This window comes from Paenibacillus sp. EKM301P (genome assembly GCF_011800295.1).
In the GTDB taxonomy this organism is placed as follows: domain Bacteria; phylum Bacillota; class Bacilli; order Paenibacillales; family Paenibacillaceae; genus Paenibacillus; species Paenibacillus polymyxa.
On sequence record NZ_JAALFM010000001.1, the window covers coordinates 720,045 to 739,738 of the forward strand.

At 46.1% G+C, this 19,694-nt stretch carries 16 protein-coding genes; 1 reads left to right on the top strand and 15 read right to left on the bottom strand.

From position 1 onward, the window contains the following. Positions 1-85 precede the first annotated feature (85 nt). From dcuR to gpr, 12 genes are all read right to left on the bottom strand, one after another. The gene (gene dcuR, locus HFD99_RS03265; RefSeq protein WP_044785372.1) at positions 86-793 is read right to left on the bottom strand and encodes a two-component system response regulator DcuR; all 708 of its coding nucleotides are present in this window, start codon (positions 791-793) and stop codon (positions 86-88) included. After that, positions 786-2,441 (bottom strand): DcuS/MalK family sensor histidine kinase, encoded by a 1,656-nt coding sequence (gene dcuS / locus HFD99_RS03270; protein WP_123797412.1) that lies wholly within the window; start codon positions 2,439-2,441, stop codon positions 786-788. The genes dcuR and dcuS overlap by 8 nt, the downstream gene beginning before the upstream one ends. Before the next feature lie 152 nt (positions 2,442-2,593). Beyond that, on the bottom strand, positions 2,594-3,718 hold the full coding sequence (dnaJ, locus tag HFD99_RS03275) for a molecular chaperone DnaJ (protein WP_016821615.1): 1,125 nt from the start codon (positions 3,716-3,718) through the stop codon (positions 2,594-2,596). Positions 3,719-3,966: 248 nt separating this feature from the next. Continuing rightward, positions 3,967-5,802 carry a molecular chaperone DnaK gene (dnaK, locus tag HFD99_RS03280; RefSeq protein WP_013372176.1) on the bottom strand — a complete coding sequence of 612 codons (1,836 nt, stop codon included), beginning with the start codon at positions 5,800-5,802 and terminating at the stop codon, positions 3,967-3,969. Between the two features lie 87 nt (positions 5,803-5,889). After that, positions 5,890-6,462, bottom strand: a complete 573-nt coding sequence (grpE, locus tag HFD99_RS03285; protein ID WP_016821616.1) for a nucleotide exchange factor GrpE — start codon at positions 6,460-6,462, stop codon at positions 5,890-5,892. A 120-nt stretch (positions 6,463-6,582) separates the two neighbouring features. After that, positions 6,583-7,614 carry a heat-inducible transcriptional repressor HrcA gene (gene hrcA / locus HFD99_RS03290; RefSeq protein WP_013372178.1) on the bottom strand — a complete coding sequence of 344 codons (1,032 nt, stop codon included), beginning with the start codon at positions 7,612-7,614 and terminating at the stop codon, positions 6,583-6,585. Between the two features lie 978 nt (positions 7,615-8,592). Then, positions 8,593-9,069: an N-acetyltransferase gene (locus HFD99_RS03295; protein WP_017428176.1), complete on the bottom strand. Its 477-nt coding sequence runs from the start codon at positions 9,067-9,069 to the stop codon at positions 8,593-8,595. A 156-nt stretch (positions 9,070-9,225) separates the two neighbouring features. Next, positions 9,226-10,413 (bottom strand): radical SAM family heme chaperone HemW, encoded by a 1,188-nt coding sequence (gene hemW, locus HFD99_RS03300; RefSeq protein WP_016821619.1) that lies wholly within the window; start codon positions 10,411-10,413, stop codon positions 9,226-9,228. A 413-nt stretch (positions 10,414-10,826) separates the two neighbouring features. Continuing rightward, positions 10,827-12,641 carry a translation elongation factor 4 gene (gene lepA, locus HFD99_RS03305; RefSeq protein WP_016821621.1) on the bottom strand — a complete coding sequence of 605 codons (1,815 nt, stop codon included), beginning with the start codon at positions 12,639-12,641 and terminating at the stop codon, positions 10,827-10,829. A gap of 71 nt (positions 12,642-12,712) precedes the next feature. Continuing rightward, positions 12,713-13,222 carry a hypothetical protein gene (locus HFD99_RS03310; protein ID WP_016821622.1) on the bottom strand — a complete coding sequence of 170 codons (510 nt, stop codon included), beginning with the start codon at positions 13,220-13,222 and terminating at the stop codon, positions 12,713-12,715. Between the two features lie 27 nt (positions 13,223-13,249). Then, positions 13,250-14,509 (bottom strand): stage II sporulation protein P, encoded by a 1,260-nt coding sequence (locus HFD99_RS03315; RefSeq protein WP_123797413.1) that lies wholly within the window; start codon positions 14,507-14,509, stop codon positions 13,250-13,252. Between the two features lie 232 nt (positions 14,510-14,741). Further along, on the bottom strand, positions 14,742-15,743 hold the full coding sequence (gpr, locus tag HFD99_RS03320; RefSeq protein WP_123797414.1) for a GPR endopeptidase: 1,002 nt from the start codon (positions 15,741-15,743) through the stop codon (positions 14,742-14,744). A gap of 198 nt (positions 15,744-15,941) precedes the next feature. On the opposite strand from gpr, the gene rpsT reads away from it, so the two are divergent. Further along, complete coding sequence (rpsT, locus tag HFD99_RS03325) at positions 15,942-16,220, top strand: 30S ribosomal protein S20 (RefSeq protein ID WP_167440804.1); 279 nt, start codon at positions 15,942-15,944, stop codon at positions 16,218-16,220. 83 nt (positions 16,221-16,303) lie between these two features. On the opposite strand, the gene holA is transcribed toward rpsT, so the two are convergent. From holA to HFD99_RS03340, 3 genes are all read right to left on the bottom strand, one after another. Continuing rightward, complete coding sequence (holA, locus tag HFD99_RS03330) at positions 16,304-17,335, bottom strand: DNA polymerase III subunit delta (protein WP_017428180.1); 1,032 nt, start codon at positions 17,333-17,335, stop codon at positions 16,304-16,306. Between the two features lie 213 nt (positions 17,336-17,548). Then, positions 17,549-19,012 carry an anti-sigma factor gene (locus HFD99_RS03335; protein WP_044785378.1) on the bottom strand — a complete coding sequence of 488 codons (1,464 nt, stop codon included), beginning with the start codon at positions 19,010-19,012 and terminating at the stop codon, positions 17,549-17,551. After that, positions 19,009-19,557: an RNA polymerase sigma factor gene (locus HFD99_RS03340; protein WP_013311184.1), complete on the bottom strand. Its 549-nt coding sequence runs from the start codon at positions 19,555-19,557 to the stop codon at positions 19,009-19,011. Before HFD99_RS03340 ends, HFD99_RS03335 begins: the two co-directional genes overlap by 4 nt. Positions 19,558-19,694: the final 137 nt, after the last annotated feature.

Consider the following 19,694-nt stretch of genomic DNA (forward strand, 5'->3'; position numbering starts at 1 on the left):
GTTCCCATTCTACACCTTGGAAAACGCTTTATTTGGTTTTAAAACTAAGAACTAACTTTAGTAACTAAAGTAATCAGAAATAGGGTTAAATATAACTATTCATGATTCCTTCTGCCTGCGGCAACACCTGGTATTGGTAAACAGGACGTCCAATGGTACCATATATAGTTTCCATAGAAAGCACTTCAATCTCTGTCATAAAAGCCAGATACTTGCGCATAGACACCCTGGAGATCCCTGCACTCTCCGCAATATCCTCGGTGGAAAACAGAACCTTATGATGCTGCTGGATACAATTCCATATCATAGCCAGCGTGGATTTCGTTATCCCCTTAGGCAACCGTGCCAAGTCTTTAGTCAAGCTTTTATGATAAATCAGTCGGTCCAGCTCCTCCTGCGACAGTAGACTACGCTCACGAACAATACTAATATGTTCTCGGTACCCGGTAAGGGCCTCTAAAAAACGGTTAAAGTGGAAAGGCTTGATTAAATAATCCACCGCGCCAAAGTTCATCGCTTTTTTGATGCTACTCATGTCACTTGCAGCTGAGATGACAATAACGTCCACATTCACTCCAGCCTCCCGTATAAATGACAGTAAATCGAGGCCATTACTTTCTTGCATATACACATCCAGCAATATCAGATCAATGGCTTGTTCAGCTATATATTTCTTAGCCTCTTCCACCGAAGAAGCCCAACCACCACATTGGAAACCCTCTACCTGCTCCGTATATTTGCGGTTGAATTCCGCAACCATCGGATCATCTTCTACAATCAGGACATTAATCATGTTCATCATTCCCCGCTATAATGTATGGAATCTTAATCTGAAAACAGCACCCCTGCTCGACTGGGATCAACTTTACACTACCTTGTAGCCTTTTCACGCTTTGCGACACTAGGTAAAGTCCCATCCCTCGCGACTCTCCCTTGGTCGAAAAACCTTTTTCAAAAATGGCCTTCCCAAGGCCCTCCGGTATACCTGGACCATTGTCGCACATGATACAGGTCAGACAGCCATTTTTCTGGTTTTCTTCATAATAAAGTGAAAGGGTAATCCGCTTGTGCTCCAGAGATTCCATCGCCTCCACTGCATTATCAAACAGATTGCCAAGAATAGTAATCAGTTCATGAGTCGTTTGAGTTTGACTGGATTCAGGCAAGTAACTACCCGGAGTCAGTTCAAAATTTACCCCTGCCTCTCTGGCCCGGCTTAATTTCCCTAACACAAACCCCGCCATCACTGGGTCCTTAAGCTGCCGAGTAATGGAGCCAATCTCTACTTGATGATGCTCGACAGCATCCATAATATAGTGCTCCAGTTTATCATACATTCGCAAATGCACCATCCCCATAATGACATGCAACTTGTTCATAAATTCATGAGCCTGCGCGCGTAGTGCTTCCGTGTACAGAGAAACTCCTGTCAAACGTTCAGCAAGCTGTTTCATCTCCGTCTTATCCCGAAAGGTTACAATGGCTCCGACAATTTTTCCTTTGACCCGTATCGGAACACTGGTGGTCAGCAAGGTGATCCCACCCAGCTCCATTTCCTCATCCATCAGTGGAGTGCTTACTTCCAAGACCTCTTGTAATCGGAAAGCAGATAAATACACAGTAATTTCCTGTCCAGAGAATGAGAAATCTTCAATCCCCGCTTGCCTCAGTAGACGGATCGCTTCTGCATTCATCAGCATGATACGACCGCATTCATCCACCGCAATGACGCCTTCCTTGATGGACTGTAACATCGCGCTGCGTTCCTCCAGCAAACGTGCGATTTCCGGCGGCTCCAGACCGACCAGCATATTTTTGATTTTACGAGCCAGCACAACCGCTCCTCCTGTGCCAATCAACATTCCGATCCCAATGGCGATAGCAATAAGACGGGTGTTGCCTTCCTGGGCCCGCTGTACATCCTGCATGGATATACCGACAACAATCGCACCTACCTGTTTTCCCGTCACACTAAACACGGGGGAGAAGGCCCGCATGGACATGCCCAATGTCCCCTTTGCAACGGACACGCTCTCCTGACCATGAAGTGCAGTATACTCGTCCCCTCCGACAAAGGCTTTGCCGATCCTCCTAGCATCCGGGTGCGTTTTACGAATTCCCTTCATATCCATAACCACGACAAATTGGATATGATTCGCCGTTGAGACCTTCTTCACATACTCCTGCATGGAAGGAGAAGAACCTGTCTGTTGCAATTGCTCAATAATAAGCGGTGTATGGGCTAGTGTACGCGCAATGGACATTGCCTTTTCCTCGAGTCCCTTCTCCGTTTCATGCTCAACTCTCTCGGCAAATAACAGTGTTACTGGCAGGAGCACAAGTGCCATAACCAGACATACGAGCAGCGTTATTAGACCTCTAAGCTTTAATAGCGGCTTACCTCGACGCAGACTTGCCCGTGTTTTTTCGATGGAACTCACCCCTTTCTAGTTGATAGAAGCTCAATTGTTAACTCTGGTTATACAAAAATGGCTATGTATGTGTTTACGTGAATATAAAAAAAGGGACTATCCCGCAATTGCGGAATAGTCCCTCGGATTCATAATTGAAGCTCCGCGATTTCGACTTTGGCTTAGTCGCCTCGGAAAGCCCGCTTCACACGGTCAAAAAAGGACTGCTCATTCTCATGTGTCTGCTCTCCACTAAGCGAAGAGAACTGACGCAGCAAATCCTTCTGTTCCTCACTCAGCTTGCTAGGCGTTACCACAACTACCTTAATATGCTGGTCACCTTGACCTACGCCGCGCAGTTTTGGTACACCCTTTCCTTTAAGACGGAAATAAGTCCCTGTTTGCGTGCCTGCTGGAACTTTCAGCTTCACTTTCTCGGTCAACGTTGGGATCTCAACTTCATCTCCCAAGGCTGCCTGTGAGAACGTCAGCGGAATTTCACAGTAGATATCGTCTCCCTCACGCTCAAAGAAGTCGTGCGACTTCACGCGGAATACGACGTACAGGTCACCTGCCGGTCCTCCGTTGACACCGCCTTCGCCTTCACCGTTGATACGCATTTGTGCGCCGTCATCCACACCCGCCGGAATGCGAATATGAATTTTACGTTTCTTGCGGACACGGCCTGATCCGCTACAAGTCGTACATTTTTCTTTGATGATTTTACCGGAACCGCCGCAATTGGAGCAGGCGCGTCGATTAACCATGCGGCCAAACGGTGTATTCTGCACCACTTCTTCCTGTCCACTGCCGTGGCAGACGGAACAGGTCTGTGGTTGAGTGCCCGCTTTGGCTCCTGTACCATGACACGTATCACATGTTTCCGTACGTTCAATTTGAATGTCGGTTTCTTTACCAAACACCGCTTCTTTGAATTCGATTGTCATCGTATATTGAAGATCGTTCCCTCGTTGCGGTGCATTCGGGTCACGTCGACCATTACCGCCACCAAAGAACATATCAAAAATATCACCAAATCCGCCACCGAAGTCGGCACCACCGAAGCCGCCTCCCATGCCCTGATTCGGGTCTACATGACCGTATTGGTCGTATCTTGCCCGCTTCTGACCATCACTGAGGACATCGTAAGCTTCTTTAACTTCTTTGAATTTAGTTTCTGCGTCCGCAGCCTTGTTCACGTCCGGATGATACTGACGCGCAAGCTTACGGTAAGCCTTTTTGACTTCTTCATCCGAAGCGCCTTTTGCGACACCCAGCACCTCATAATAATCACGCTTATCAGCCAATGTTCCACCCCCATGCCTACAACGTGTCTGCACTACATATAAAAGGAAAGCCAAAGGCACGGGATGACCCGGCTTTGACCTTCCCATCATTTCAAGGCAGTACAACCCGTAATATGCTTATTTATCTTGGAAATAACAGTTACCCTTAGGCTAATTGTTATTTATCAAGGCAGCTACGCTGCTAATTATTGTTCAGTATATCATAACGTACCGGTATACCGTAAAGTTGCCACTATCCGATCCGTTGCTTAGTCTTTCTTCTGATCTTCGTCAACAACTTCATAGTCCGCATCAACTACATTGTCACGGCCTTTGCTGTCTGCTGCTCCGTCTTGAGCTTGCGCTGCTTGAGCAGCTTGCTCATACAATTTCACAGACAATTGCTGAACAATCTCAGTCAGCTCTTCAGTAGCTTTTTTGATGTCTTCCAGGTTATCGGATTCCAGCGTTTTTTGCAGATTTTCTTTAGCTGCATTTGCTTTTTCGACTTCACCTGCATCCGCTTTTTCGCCCAGATCTTTAATCGTTTTGTCTACGGAGTAGATCAGTTGGTCTGCAGCGTTTTTCGCTTCTACCAACTCTTTACGTTTCTTATCTTCTTCCGCATGCAACTCGGCATCCTTCATCATACGTTCTACTTCTTCGTCACTCAAGCCGCTAGAAGAAGTGATCGTAATTTTTTGGCTTTTGCCTGTGCCTTTATCTGTAGCAGATACGTTCACGATACCGTTCGCATCCAGATCGAAAGTAACTTCGATTTGCGGTACACCACGTGGTGCTGGAGGGATATCTCCCAATTGGAAACGGCCCAGTGTTTTGTTGCCTGCTGCCATTTCGCGTTCACCTTGCAGCACGTGAATTTCTACGCTAGGCTGATTGTCGGCATACGTCGAGAATACTTGCGATTTGCTCGTAGGGATTGTCGTGTTACGATCAATCATTTTAGTGAATACGCCACCTGCGGTTTCAATACCGAGGGACAGTGGAGTTACGTCAAGGAGAACGACGTCTTTCACATCACCTGTCAATACACCTGCTTGAACTGCCGCGCCCAAAGCTACCACTTCATCAGGGTTTACGCCTTTGTGAGGCTCTTTACCTGTCAGTTTTTTGATTGCTTCTTGTACAGCTGGAATACGTGTGGAGCCGCCGACCAAAACGATTTTATCGATGTCGCTAGCACTCATGCCTGCATCTTTCATCGCTTGACGAGTAGGTCCCAAAGTACGTTCTACCAGACCTGCGGACAATTCTTCAAACTTCGCACGAGTCAGGTTCAACTCCAAATGCTGTGGAACGCCATCAGCTACTGTGATAAACGGCAAGGAAATTGTCGTTGTCAGCACGCCGGACAGTTCTTTTTTCGCTTTTTCTGCTGCATCTTTCAGACGTTGTACAGCTGCTTTATCTTTGCTCAGGTCAATACCTTGATCTTTCTTGAACTCATTTACGAGGTAATCAATAATCACTTGGTCAAAGTCATCGCCACCCAGCTTGTTGTCGCCGCTTGTTGCTTTAACTTCGAAGAAACCATCGCCCAGTTCCAAAATGGATACGTCGAATGTACCGCCGCCCAAGTCATATACGAGGATGGTTTGGTCTTCGGATTTTTCCATACCATATGCTAATGCAGCTGCTGTTGGCTCATTGACAATCCGCAGAACTTCCAGACCGGCAATTTTACCTGCATCCTTAGTTGCTTGACGTTGACCATCATTGAAGTATGCTGGAACAGTGATAACCGCTTGAGAAACCGTTTGGCCCAGGTAAGCTTCAGCGTCAGCTTTCAGCTTTTGCAAAATCATAGCGGAAATTTCCTGTGCGGAATATTCCTTACCGTCAATGTTTTCTTTATGATTAGTACCCATGTGGCGCTTGATGGACATGATTGTACGATCCGGGTTCGTAATTGCTTGGCGTTTTGCCGTTTCCCCTACAGTACGCTCCCCATCTTTTTTGAAACCGACAACGGAAGGGGTTGTGCGCGCGCCTTCCGGATTTGGAATAACGACGGCTTCGCCGCCCTCCATAACAGCCACACAAGAGTTGGTTGTACCTAAGTCAATACCGATTACTTTGCTCATCGGACAATTCCTCCTTCTGTATATACGAGGCCCTCAGGCCAGAATGGTTGAATCAAAATGATGTAATTCTAATGTATATAGAAAAAGTTACATGCTAACTTTTACCATCGCTGGACGAAGCACCTTGTCCTTCAGCATGTATCCTTTTTGTACCTCTTCAACGACGATGCCTTCATCATGCTCTTCGCTCTCCACCTGCATAATAGCCTGATGGAAATCAGGATTAAACGGTTGTCCCACTGCATTCATGGCCGTCACTCCCTCTGCCTGAAGCACACTCTCAAACTGGCGGAAAATCATTTCCACGCCTTTGGTGAATGACTCAGACTCCGCTCCTTGCGTTGCTGTTGCCAGCGCTCGCTCGAAGTTATCCAGAACAGGCACCAACTCGGTAACAAGCTTCATAGACGCATATTTAGCAAGGTCTTCCTTTTCTTTCAGCGTACGGCGACGAAAATTATCAAAATCCGCCTGTGCGCGCAAAAACCGTTGCTGATGCTCCTCCGCCTCTGCACGAAGTTTTGCCACCTCTGTGTTTTCTTCCTCGGCTTCCAGTGCTGCCGCTTCATTCACCAGCTCGTCCTGCTGGCTCGTTTCGGCGGCTTCCTCTGTGCTTACATTTTGTTGTTTGTCATCTTGGAACGCTTGTTCTTCCTTCAAAATGTTTCACCTCCTTCAAGTTGTAACTCCCCTATAAAAGCACGCAACAATGCACCCGCGCAGGATACAAACCGTATCCCAGCGCGGAACATGTAGGACCGCAACCTATGCGATCTTATTTTATTTAAACCGTTGCGTTAGCATTGCGGTCAAATCCTTAGACAGGATACCCAAAATATTAATAACTCTCGCATACTCCATCCGCGTCGGACCCAATATACCTATAGTACCCAACGCTTCTCCGTCTACTGCATATGTAGCAGTAATCAGGCTGCAATTGGCAAATGCTTCATGATCATTTTCTGTGCCGATGCGGACTTGAATTTCAGGTGCTCCGGCTACAGGAGTCATCAGTTTAAGTAGCGTTGGCGTTTCCTCCAGCAGATCGAGAATATGTTTAACCTTTTCTACATCTTTAAATTCAGGCTGATTCAGCATGTTCGTCGCACCGCTTAAATATAGGCGCTGATCTGATTCATTATCGAGTGCTTTATCCAGCACCTTCATAGCGTCCTCAAAATGAGATACATGCTTCTCCATTTCCTGACCCAGCGCGGTGTAAAGGCGTGATTTAAGCTGATAAATCGGTACACCGACCAGCTTGCTGTTCAGTAAATTCACAACCTTTTCCATCTCGGAGATTGAAATTCCAGGCGGAATATCCACCGTTTTATTCTCCACCTGACCGGTATTGGTCACGATAATCGCCACAGCCGTCGTTTCGTTGAGCGGCAACAGCTGAAAATGACGCAACGAAGTATGAAAAACCTCCGGCCCAAGCAGGATGGAAGTATAATTGGTCATATGGGACAAAATGCCTGATGCATGCTGGATCACTTGCTCCATTACATTCAGCTTTTCGGCGTAAAAGGCTTTTAGTTCCCGCATTTCCATAGGCTTCAGTGTATTTAGCGGCACCAAATGGTCCACATAATAACGATAGCCTTTATGAGACGGGATGCGTCCCGCAGAAGTATGGGGTTGCTCCAGATAGCCCTGTTCCTCCAAATCCGACATTTCATTACGGATTGTGGCTGGGCTGAATCCGACATCCTGCCTTTTGGATATGCTGCGGGAACCCACTGGCTCAGCCGAACGAATGTAGTCATCAATAATCGCATTCAAAATGAGTCTCTGACGTTCGGTTAACAAGCGAATCCCCCCTTGTCATTTATCCATAATAGCATGATTGTTAAATGGAATCATTAGCACTCGTTCGCGATGAGTGCTAACTGATAATACAAAAATACCAAACCGACCTGATCATTGTCAAGTCAGATCAGTATTTTCAATAAACCAGATTTATTACATCCATTTGGATGACTACAATGAAACAGACTATTTGCACTTTTTCACGGAAAACCTCATTATTCATCATATCCAAACCGTATTTATGTATAGGCAACAGAAAACTGAAAAATTTGAGACTGTGTCTACAAACTGTATAACTTTATTGCCTTTAAGGAGGAATGGGATCTGAGAAGCAAGCGCCGCAACCTTTTATACGCATTAATCGCTCTTTTACCTACAATTTGTATGTTTTACATTTTAATCGAATTGTTTCCGTACACAGGACTAGGAAGAATACTTGCTTTGCCACTAGTTTTTATTCTGAACGCTGCCCTTATCATTTCGGTGATCCACTTAATTCGTAAATTAAGACCCCTATGGTGTGTGCCTTAATTTTGGTCCCTACAATTCTGTTAAGCATGTGGAATACCATTTTATTTTACCCACAAGAATTCAGTCCAAGCATTCCCAAGCAAATCAAATATAGTGTGGCAGCTATACTGCATTATGATGATGTAACACCAGCCGACTGGGAAGGATACACATATCGTCCAAGCCGAACCGGAGAGTCTGAAAAATATGTTGTCGCCTTGTATAAATACAAACGTCAGGTTCCGTTAGATGGCACTACATACTTTTATAATGTTACGGATTACCATAAGGACCATCCCATAAGAAGCTTGAATGATTACCTTCGGAACTGGAGCCTCATCATCAATTCATTTGGTGGTTACTCCAAACATTTGAGAAATAAACAGGGGCACAATAATGTAAGCTGTAACACATACACACGGCTACGTCCTGATAAAAAAACACTGAACTGACCTCATTATTGACAGGTCAGTTCAGTACTTTCAACACTGCGATTTCATCGCAATTGTTTTGCTTACTGCAGTGAATGCAGTCGGTCCATACCTTCTCAGGAAAAATCTCTTTGCTAACTACATCAAAACCGTTTTTTATAAAAAAGGATACCTCATAGGTCAGTGCCATAATTTTAGGAATACGTTGCCGCCGTGCTTCTATAATAAGGCCTTCCACAAGCTTGGAGCCTATTCCCATTCCTTTATGCCCCTCAGAGATGCCAAGGGAGCGAATCTCTACCAAATCAGCCCCCAATTTGCATAAAGAACCACAGCCAACGACTTGGCCGTCCACCTCTGCAACAATAAACAGCTCCAGTTGGCGCGTAAGCACTTCCCTTGAACGTGGCAGCATAATCCCCCGCTCTGCATAGCCACTAATCATTTGATATAAAGGCTCCACATCCTCAGGAACCGCACTTCTGCACAATACATCTTTACACACTGAAGCCATCTTGCTCTCCTCCTGCCGCTTGCCGCATATAATGAATAAATATACAACATAACGCATAGAATCGCAATACTCCATTTACCCTGCTGTGGCAGAATGGTGTAATAAAATGATAGCCCAGCTTACGATGTCAAAATGTATTGTATTGAAACCTGCAACTTATGAATTTACCGTGATAGAACCGATGAACTCTGCAAATACGTCATTTCCGAATAAAATACCGCGTTCGCTCAAACGATACCCATCCTCGATTGATTCAATTAATCCCGCATTCAGCATTTTTCTGAGAGGAACTGTAAACGTGTCTTCCAATGTCTGACCAAATTGAGCTTCAAAGCGGGATTTAGACACACCTTCCAGCATTCTCAAACCGACCATGAGGAAATCCTCCATGGCTTCCGCCGTCGGCACCTCAAAACTGTCCAAACGTGGTAAACCATTCCGAGTAGCCTCCACATAAGGGTTAATGCCCTTAATGTTCATATGACGCTCTCTGCCAACATAACCATGTGCCCCAGCGCCAAGACCGTAATAATCCTCATTACGCCAATAAGTCATATTGTGCTTACTTCCCAAACCTGGTTTAGCGAAATTGCTAATTTCATACTGTTCATAACCCGCTTCTTTCATGCGACGCATGAGGAGCAAATACATTTCCAGCTCGTCATCTTCATGTGGAAGCGGCAGCTGATTTTTCTGGTACAACGTATGGAAGAGCGTATTCTCTTCAACCTTCAAACTGTAGATAGAGTAATGAGGAAGTCCCAACTCTAGGGCTCTACTGACGCTTTCATCCAGCATGTCCACCGTTTGGTTCGGCAAACCGAACATCAGGTCAATCGACAGATTGTCCAAGCCGGCCTTACGTGCGTTTTCCAAACTACGATAGACGTCATCTGTACTATGAATACGACCTATGCCTGTAAGCAGTTCATTCTGGAAAGCCTGCACACCAAAGCTGAGTCGATTGACGCCGCCTTCTTTCATCACAGAAAGTTTTTCAAAATCAGTTGTGCCTGGATTGGCTTCCATAGAAAACTCAATATCTTCCGCCCAGTTTGGAAAATAGGTACGAACGCTCTTCAGGAAATATTCCATTTCCTTCGGATTGAGGGTTGTTGGTGTTCCGCCCCCGACAAAAATGGTTTTTATCTGTCCTGGCGGGTGAAGTTTGACCGTATGTTCCATCTCCCGTTCCAAGGCATACAGATATTCCATAACAGGCTGATCCTTGAGCACATAAGAGTTAAAGTCACAGTAAAAGCATTTATTCGTGCAAAAAGGTATATGCAGATAAACCGCTTGAGGCGCGGATGAATATTCATGTTTTTGTATGGATGCGGTCATACCGATCCTCCTTGTCGATTCAGGGTTTAGTGAGAAAATGAGCCGAGGTCGAGACCAACCGCTTCGTGTTCCATTTGATCTTCTGATCGCTGTTACTCCCCAATTTTCCATTATATAAGCACTCTTAGGGATAAAATTGGGGAGTAAAGGCGAACGCTACGCTTCTCCAGATTCAAATGGCCCCCTCCGCTGCTGCCCACCACGAAGTCGGCCCATTTTTGTGGTGTAGGTGTTGCAGTAAAAGAGACACTGCTTTAAGAAATACTCTAAAGTTTTAATGATACTATGCTTTGTTACGCTGATTGTAACTTGAACGAGCTCTCTGTCCTGAATAGCTTGCTCAAATAAAGAACGTCCATTCTCCATGCATGGCAAATGCCCCATGAAAGAATGGACGAATACTTCAAACTGCTTTACTCATCTATCTTCAGTACCGCCATAAATGCTTCCTGTGGTACTTCTACGTTACCGACCTGCTTCATACGCTTCTTGCCTTCTTTTTGCTTCTCAAGCAGCTTCCGTTTACGGGAAATATCGCCGCCATAACATTTGGCCAAGACGTTTTTACGCATAGCCTTAACGGTTTCACGCGCAACAACCTTTGTTCCTACAGATGCCTGGATTGGCACCTCGAACATTTGCCGCGGGATCAACTCGCGCAGCTTCTCACAAATGATACGTCCGCGGTGGTAAGCTCGATCTCTATGCACGATGAACGACAGCGCATCGACCTGCTCACCATTCAACAGAATATCCATCTTCACCAGATTAGATTGGCGATAGCCTGAAATCTCATAGTCAAAGGAAGCATAGCCTTTGGTGCTGGATTTAAGCTGATCAAAGAAATCATATACGATTTCAGACAAAGGAATCTGGTACGTAATTGTTACCCGTGTTGTATCTAGGTACTCCATGTTCACGTACTCACCACGCTTGTTCTGACAAAGCTCCATAACCGTACCTACATAATCATTTGGCACGATGATGCCCGCCTTAACATATGGCTCTTGTACATGTTCAATACGCCCTACTTCTGGGTAGTTGGACGGGTTATCGATTTCGATCGTTTCCCCATTAGTCAATTGTACACGGTAAATTACGCTTGGTGCCGTTGTAATCAACGGAATATTGAATTCACGTTCAATACGTTCCTGAATAACGTCCATATGCAGCAGACCAAGGAAACCGCAACGGAAACCGAAGCCCAGCGCACTGGATGTTTCCGGTTCAAAGCTGAGCGAAGCATCGTTCAGCTGCAGCTTTTCAAGCGCCTCACGCAGATCGTTGTATTCCGATGTTTCAATCGGATACAGACCGCAATACACCATCGGATTAATTTTCCGATAGCCTGGCATCGGTTCTGGTGTTGGATTTTTGGCATCCGTTACCGTATCCCCGACACGAGTGTCGCCCACATGCTTGATTCCGGCCACGATAAAACCAACATCACCGATATTTAGCTCATCCACGATCGTCATACGTGGCATGAAAGCTCCAACCTCGATAACCTCAAACGTTTTGTCAGTCGCCATCATTTTAATTTTCGAACCCGCACGGATACTGCCGTCCACAACACGTACATATACGATTACGCCTTTATAAGGATCATAATGCGAATCGAAAATAAGCGCCTTAAGCGGATTATCCGGATTTCCTTGCGGAGCAGGCACACTTCTGACCACCTGTTCCAAAATTTCCTTGATACCGATTCCAGCTTTGGCTGAAGCATGTACAGTTTCACTCGTGTCCAAACCGATAACATCCTCGATTTCCTGCTTTACCCGTTCAGGATCAGCACTTGGCAAATCAATCTTGTTAAGCACTGGCAAAATCTCCAGATTGTTGTCGAGCGCCAAATAAACATTAGCCAATGTCTGCGCCTCAATCCCCTGCGCTGCGTCTACGACCAGCAAAGCACCTTCGCAGGCTGCCAAACTACGAGATACCTCATAGGTAAAATCGACGTGTCCCGGTGTATCAATCAAATTCAAAATGTACTCTTCGCCGTCATCGGCCTTATAGGTGAGTCGCACTGCCTGGAGCTTAATTGTAATCCCGCGCTCCCGCTCCAGTTCCATCTGGTCAAGCACTTGCTCCTGCATTTCGCGGGAAGTGAGTGCACCGGTGTACTCCAAGATCCGGTCAGCCAGCGTGGATTTACCATGGTCTATATGTGCAATGATACTAAAGTTCCGAATTTTACGTTGTCTTGCCAAAATGTCAGTCATGCCTTACCCCCACACAATGCCTAGTATCAATCAGCTTATTATAGCAGTTGTAAGGGGGGGCAGCAATATTTCTATTCTGTTACCCCGTCAAATACAGATACAACCCAGCGAATACCTTGTCTTGACAGGTTTTGAAGCAGCCCAGCCGTTTTATCGGCCATGGTATCCACCGAAGCCTGCTGCGCCTTTACGGCTAGCAGCTCACGAGGCGTCTCTAGGCCCTGCCGAATATTGTCATTCTGAGCAGTCTTCGTATCCCATTCATGTGTCCAGCGTGCGGTCTGCTCCTCACTTCGTTCGTTTGTTTTTCCTTCATTCGTGTCCGTTTGTGGCTCAAACTCGACCTTTCCACTTGTATTATACGTACGATTATACGCTCGGGCATTAGCTGCCGGGGTATCTTCAATCACCGTCTGCTCATAATCAACTTTCTGTTGATTCACCGATGAAACTGGATTCTCGTCCCATTCCGGGCCATAGACTGAGCGCAGGCCAGAGCCTGCCAGCTGCATGCCAAGTAATACGCCTGCTCCGATCAGAAGCACAAATCCAAGCGCTTTTTTACGAAAATGTCCGGTCATTATATCCCCCCCTAACTGCTACCTTATTTAATTACCGCTGTTGTTCTTTTTGGTGTCAGATACGTTGGTACCCGCCTTCTGTGCTTTCTGATCCTCCCAATACACTTCACTGATCATGTCCGCCAGAACGTCGGAAGTTCGTTTTAACTCCTCCTCGGTGTTGTCAATCCCTCCGATTTCGATCAAAATGCTATGAGAAGACAAGCTTTGATTGTATTCACCATTGTTTCCTTTGCCGCCATCTTTTCCCCATACACCGCGCGATACGCCGTGATATGATTTTTCCAGCTTTTCATGAATGCGAGCAGCAAAAGCTTCATTTTTGCGCCAATTTTTGTTGTCATGTCCGATAATAAAATACACTTTGGCATAAGAAAGTCCATTAATCGTGGCTGTTGTTTTTCCATGACGTTGGGAATCACGATGAATATCGAGCAGATAAGTTAAACCTTTATTTTGAGCCAAAGCCTCCTTGACTGTTGTGCGTGAATATTTATAGGAGTAGTTCCAATTGTAATTTTGAACTGTGGTGGCATAATCCTTGTTTACATGCAGTGTAGATATCCCTTGCTTTTCCAGTCTCTTCTTTACAAAGTCTCCTACCCTTGATACATTAGCTGACTTAGAGCCTGAATTGGGGTTGGAACTGGTTTTGCTCAGTAATGGGTTATATGCTTCTCTGGGATGAGAATGGTAGATTAATATACGCTTCTCCCCTTTGGCGGCATCACCTGGATCATCCTCACGTGCAGGGTCTGTTTCCGGTGTTGTCGGAATATCCGGCGTAGTAGACGGCGGGTTCTCAGCTGCGTTTGAGCTCTCAGGGGTATCTGTCGTTCCCTGATCAGGCTGATAATCCGTAGGACCCTCTACCTTGATGTTCCCCGAACCCTTGCGCAGCAAGACAGGCGCTCCAGCAGCCATGCCAGGAATTTCACGAGAAATGAGACTTTTGGGATCTTGCGGATTAATACCTGTAAGCATCTGAAAAACAAATGGCGACCATTGTTCACCCGACAACGAAGAATGCTGTTTTTTTTGTGCCAAATGAGGTACCTCCATACCTAGCATATCCGCGAAAAAACCGCTGGACACCGAGCCTGCCAATCCTTTCATCGAAGAAACAGGAGAAGTTTGCAAACGATTTTCTGCCAGCCCTCCTAGTCCCAAAACGACAAATAAAAGCGCCGAGCCCATGATGAGCAGCACAAGCGTATGTCCCATTGCCAAAATTTCGATACCTTTTCTTCTCCATCTTCCGACGTTCCAGGTCTGAATTTTTTTCATGTGAGCCTTGTCCTCCTTCGTCCCGTCGAAACCCGCTTATTACATTCAGAACACAGGGTTCCTATCTGTTTCGGAAATCTCTTATACTTCAACTCTATGAACGGAGAACAATTACTAGAACACAAAAATCTCTATCTACAGGACAAGCCCATCCCTTTTTGAAAGAGATAGGCTACCTGTTAAATAGAGATTTTCTGTCGTGTCTTAGAAAGATGGTTTTGCTAGCCTTTCATTAATGCGTATAAGCGGCGACATTGTCGGGATCAACAGCCTCATGTAGAGCTGCGTTCAAACCGGTCGCAATGATATTCGCGATATCTTCAATAAATTCATCGATCTCTTTTGGAGTCACAATCAAATCATGCCCCAGCGGTTGAAGTACCTCTCTCACCAGCCCGAGTCTCTCAGGTTCTGAAATATCATCCAACATTCCCAGAATTACTTTGGTAGAAGCCTTTTCTTTGGTAAAATGCGTTTTCATCAGTTCGATTACATTATTGACGATGGTCGAAGCATAGCATACCGTTGGAACGCCGATAGCAATACACGGAACCCCCATAATATCCTTGGTGATACCGCGGCGCTTGTTGCCAATACCTGAACCCGGATGTATTCCGATATCCGCCACCTGGATGGTCGTATTGACACGCTCCAATGAACGTGACGCCAAAGCATCAATAGCAATAATAAGCTCTGGTTTTGTGCGGTCCACAATGCCTTGAACGATCTCACTGGATTCGATTCCCGTGATACCAAGAACACCCGGCGCAATCGCACTCACATCCCGATATCCAGGGTTGATCTGATCAGGTGTCAGTTCAAAATATTGACGGGTGACCATTAAATTTTCAACGACAAGCGGACCCAGCGAATCAGGAGTCACGTTCCAATTCCCCAGCCCTACCACCAGCACCCTTGCCACCTTAGAGATCCCTATTTTTTGTATAAAATGCTCCATTTCTTTTGCAAAGGCAATGGCTACCCGTTGTTGGAGTCCAGTGTCGCCTTCACGCAAGCCAGGTACTTCGAGCGTAATGTAATGCCCTTGTACCCGCCCAATACGGTTGGCTCCTTCCTCATTTAATACATCCAGCCGCGTAATTTTAATCCCGTTATCTTCCTCCACATTCTCATTTATACCCGCCAGCGGTACAGGCTGATTCCGTTCTGCCAGCTCTCTTGCCTCTAATGCCAAATCCGTGCGTACCGCATACTTCTGCAAATCCAGATCCATCTGTTAAACCTCCTTGTATACCATCTCTGGCTATAGTGTGCGAGACACCCAACAGGTTTATGCACATCCATTTTCATCCTGTAATTTGCATCGTCTTAGAATGTTTTCTTATTGCAATTTGAGGTGTGGCATGCTAAAATATTTTAAGTTGTGAAACGTTTGTGTTCATAAGTAATGCCTTTACAGGAGGTGAATGTAATGCCAAACATCAAATCCGCTATCAAACGCGTTAAAACTAGCGACAAACGCCGTGCGTTGAACGCTTCCCAAAAATCCGCGCTTCGTACAGCAGTTAAAGCTGCCGATACAGCGTTGGTAGGTAACGAAGCTGAAGCTGAAGCTGCTGCTGCTGCTTTCAAAGTGGCTTCCCAAAAGCTGGACAAGGCTGTAACTAAAGGTCTGATCCACAAAAATGCAGCTGCTCGCAAGAAATCCCGCTTGGCGAAAAAACTTAACGCTCTTACAGCTCAAGCGTAAGCAAGAGCTACTTTTATACGTTAATGAAAAAATCCTGACCAGCCTTGGCTGATCAGGATTTTTTAGTTTATAACTTTATGAGATTAGATTGAAGCGCCTGCCCCCATTTTCATTAAAAACAGTTCCAGTCCCAGCACCTTGTCAACGACACCTGTCTTCATATGATAGTCCAGTTCGCCCAGTTCATAGAGAAGCTGGCGCAGCTGCTCAGAACGGAAGCGTCGTGCTTGATCTCCTGCAACTTTCACCCCATAAGGATGCAAGCTGAGCTGACTCGCAATTTGTTGCTGAGAATAGCTTTGACCTGCCAGCTCTTTGACCTGCAACATAATACGAAACTGCCGTGTGATCAAAGCTGCTATCTTGATTGGTTCTTCTTTTTGCTTAAGCAATTCATAAAAAATACTGAGCGCCTTATCCAGCCGCAAATTAGCCAGATCCTCAACCATCGCAAATACGTTCTGCTCTGTATTACGAGGCACAAGGGATTCAATGTCAGCGGATGAGATCGTTCCCTGCGCTCCTGCGTACAAGCACAGCTTATCTATCTCGGCTGCCAAGGATTGAAGCCCGACACCCGTGTATTGAATGAGTCTCTCAGCCGCTCCTGCTGCCAACTGCACTTCTCTTTCTGCTGCACGCTTATGGACCCAAGCCACAAGATCATCTCCACCCATAGGGGCGAAAGCAATAACTGAGGCATCACTTTTCAGTTTCTTGACGATCTTTTTCCGTTCATCCAACTTTTCAGCCTGAACCGTAAAAACGATGACGCTATAGTCAGTCGGGTTATCCATGTAAGTCAACAGCGTCTCAAGACGGTGCTCTATTTTGCCGTTATCTTTGCCTGCTGCAAATACACTGGTATCCCGTACAATAATTAGCTTCTTTGGCACCAGAAAAGGCGCTGTTTCTGCGTCCTCTACAACCACCTCAATTGGCGTCTCGGTTAAATCATAAGAACTAATGGCGAAGTCACGATGCTCCTCCTCGACCACCTTCTCTTTTAGCATCTCAACAAACTGCTTCATTTGATATTTTTCATTGCCATATAACAGATACACTGGCGAAATATCACCTTTACGAATAGCCTTAGAGGCTGTTTTTACATCCATTTTCCGTTCCCCCCACCCACTGATCGTACCTGACATCCGACCGGAAGGCAAGTCATGACACAAACAAAGGGACCCCACCTTTAGGCAGAATCCCTTCACCACCATCTATATCAACACGGCAGCAGAAAGCTCTAGAAACTTTCGGCCGTCGGGATACGACGTCGGTTCATATAGTTTATTCTCTGTTTCTAAAAAGTGTGCCACTTACGAAAACTATTTTCCAGTGCCACGCGGAACGGTGTACGTATATTTACTTGCAGTCCCATCCTGCTCTGTCTCATACATAAAGGTCTGGCTGTCATCTGACCAGCTTCCTTTGACCCAAGCACCCTTCAGGGTACGGACTTCCAGTGTTGTTCGGTCTACACCGTTATCGGAAAGCTTATACACTTTCAGCTTTTTGCCCTCAATAGCCACCGCATAGCTACCATCAGGCGAGTTGAACTGATCTGTAGAGGCCGACTGGGCACCATAGGTGGAAGCATTATTACTGTCCGGAGAGACCAGCGAATTAGATACAAAGCCTTCTCTACGAACCGGGTCTTGTGACACAGATGATTGCTGATCATTAGAATCGGCATTGCTGCTATCCGCCCCTAAAGAGTTCCCCGCATCCTTGGTGACACTTTTGGATGTCGCATCTTTCGAAGTTTCATTTGAGGCAATTCGACTCTGTACCTTTAATTCCTGACTAAGCGACGAAGATGCATCATTTGTACTTGTATCATCGCTATTATCCTCCTGAGCGGTACTCGTACCCGCTAAAGGTGCCTTTTCCATTTTCGGATCCAGCTGTTCATCAGGAGCAATCGTGGGTTGATCAGATTTTTTCTGTTTTAGCTGTTTGTCATCGGATGTAGGAGCATCTGCAGGCGAGTCATCCTTTGTCGCCTGACGATCGACGTTCGGCTGTCCCTGCTTTTCATCCTGATGGGATGAATGCTTAGTCGGTGCAGACTTTGTTGAAGGTTCCTCGCCAGCTTGCTGGTCATCAACCTTCCCAGCATCCTGTTTGGAAGGATTCTTTTCGCTATCTGAACTGTCTGTTCCCTGGTTGCCCAGGTCAGGTTCCTTATCTGCAGGTGTCAGAGAGGAATCAGCACCTTGTCCCTGTTCAGATGGCTGCTTGGTCGATTCCGCTCCAATGGCTGCATCACGTCCTCCACTCCCATTGGTCGTACCTGGAATTTCCGTCTGAGTCTGCTGGCTTGTCACCTCGGGTGACTGGGATGTAAGTATACCTTCCGCATCCTGCACTGTTTTAGGCTCAAAGTTGAATACTACAATCCCCAGTACAACGGCAGCGGCAGCCACGCCCATGGCAGCACGCCCTCCCACCCGGTTCCACCAAGGTATAGGCTGAGTACGTTGTCTAGGCCCTGCTCCAGACTCTGGATCAGCAGCCACAGGCTGCATTTCCTGAAGCGCGCTTCCCTGCTCTTCACGTGCGCGGTCAATGGCATCAAGCTGAGGCATGATGGAATCCACCAGGCTGAACGCCGGGGAAACCGCAGGCAATTCCTCCAGCTCGCGAGAGAGTGTCTGAAGAATATGGAATTTTTCCGCACAGTCCGGGCAAGTCGCAATATGGTTCATTAATTGGGACGTCTCTTCTTCGCCCAGTTCATGATCCACATAACGCTGCATCCAATCCATCACCTCTTCTCCACACTTCATCCTGATACACCACCTTTCTGATATTCCTGAAGTAGCCCTTGCAATTGCTGTCTTGCACGATACAAGTATGACTTGACCGTATTTAGCGGCAAATCCAGAGAATCGGCAATCTCGTTATAAGAGAAATCCTGCAAATATCTCAGGACAATTACCGTCCGGTGGTGTTCTGGGAGCTGTTGTATAGCCTCACGAACATCCTGTGCCATGTAAGAGGTTAACACCTCAACCTCCACGTTTTGGGGGTCGTTAAATATCATGTCATGCTCGTCAATGGAAACCGAAGGCTTTGTTCTTCTGAATTTGTCGATGCATATGTTCGTTACAATGCGCTGGACCCAGGTTTTAAACTGTGCTTTTTCCTCATAAGAGTTAATTTTGGAATATATTCGTATGAGGGCTTCTTGTGAAGCATCCATGGCGTCCTGCTCATTATTTAGAATGTAATATGCCGTACGGTACACATGCTGTTCTATCTCTCTTAATAGGGTAATGAGAGCGTCGCGATCGCCCGATTGAGCGGCTCGGATGAGTCCCTGCTCTACCACAAAGGATCCCCCTCTCCCTGCAATATTACAGACGTATCCCTTTTGCAAATTGTTGCAGGATAGACGTCTGACGCTAATTTTATTTTTTTAATAAAAAAAATTATAACAAAATGCCCAGAATCCCCATTGTATCCTCC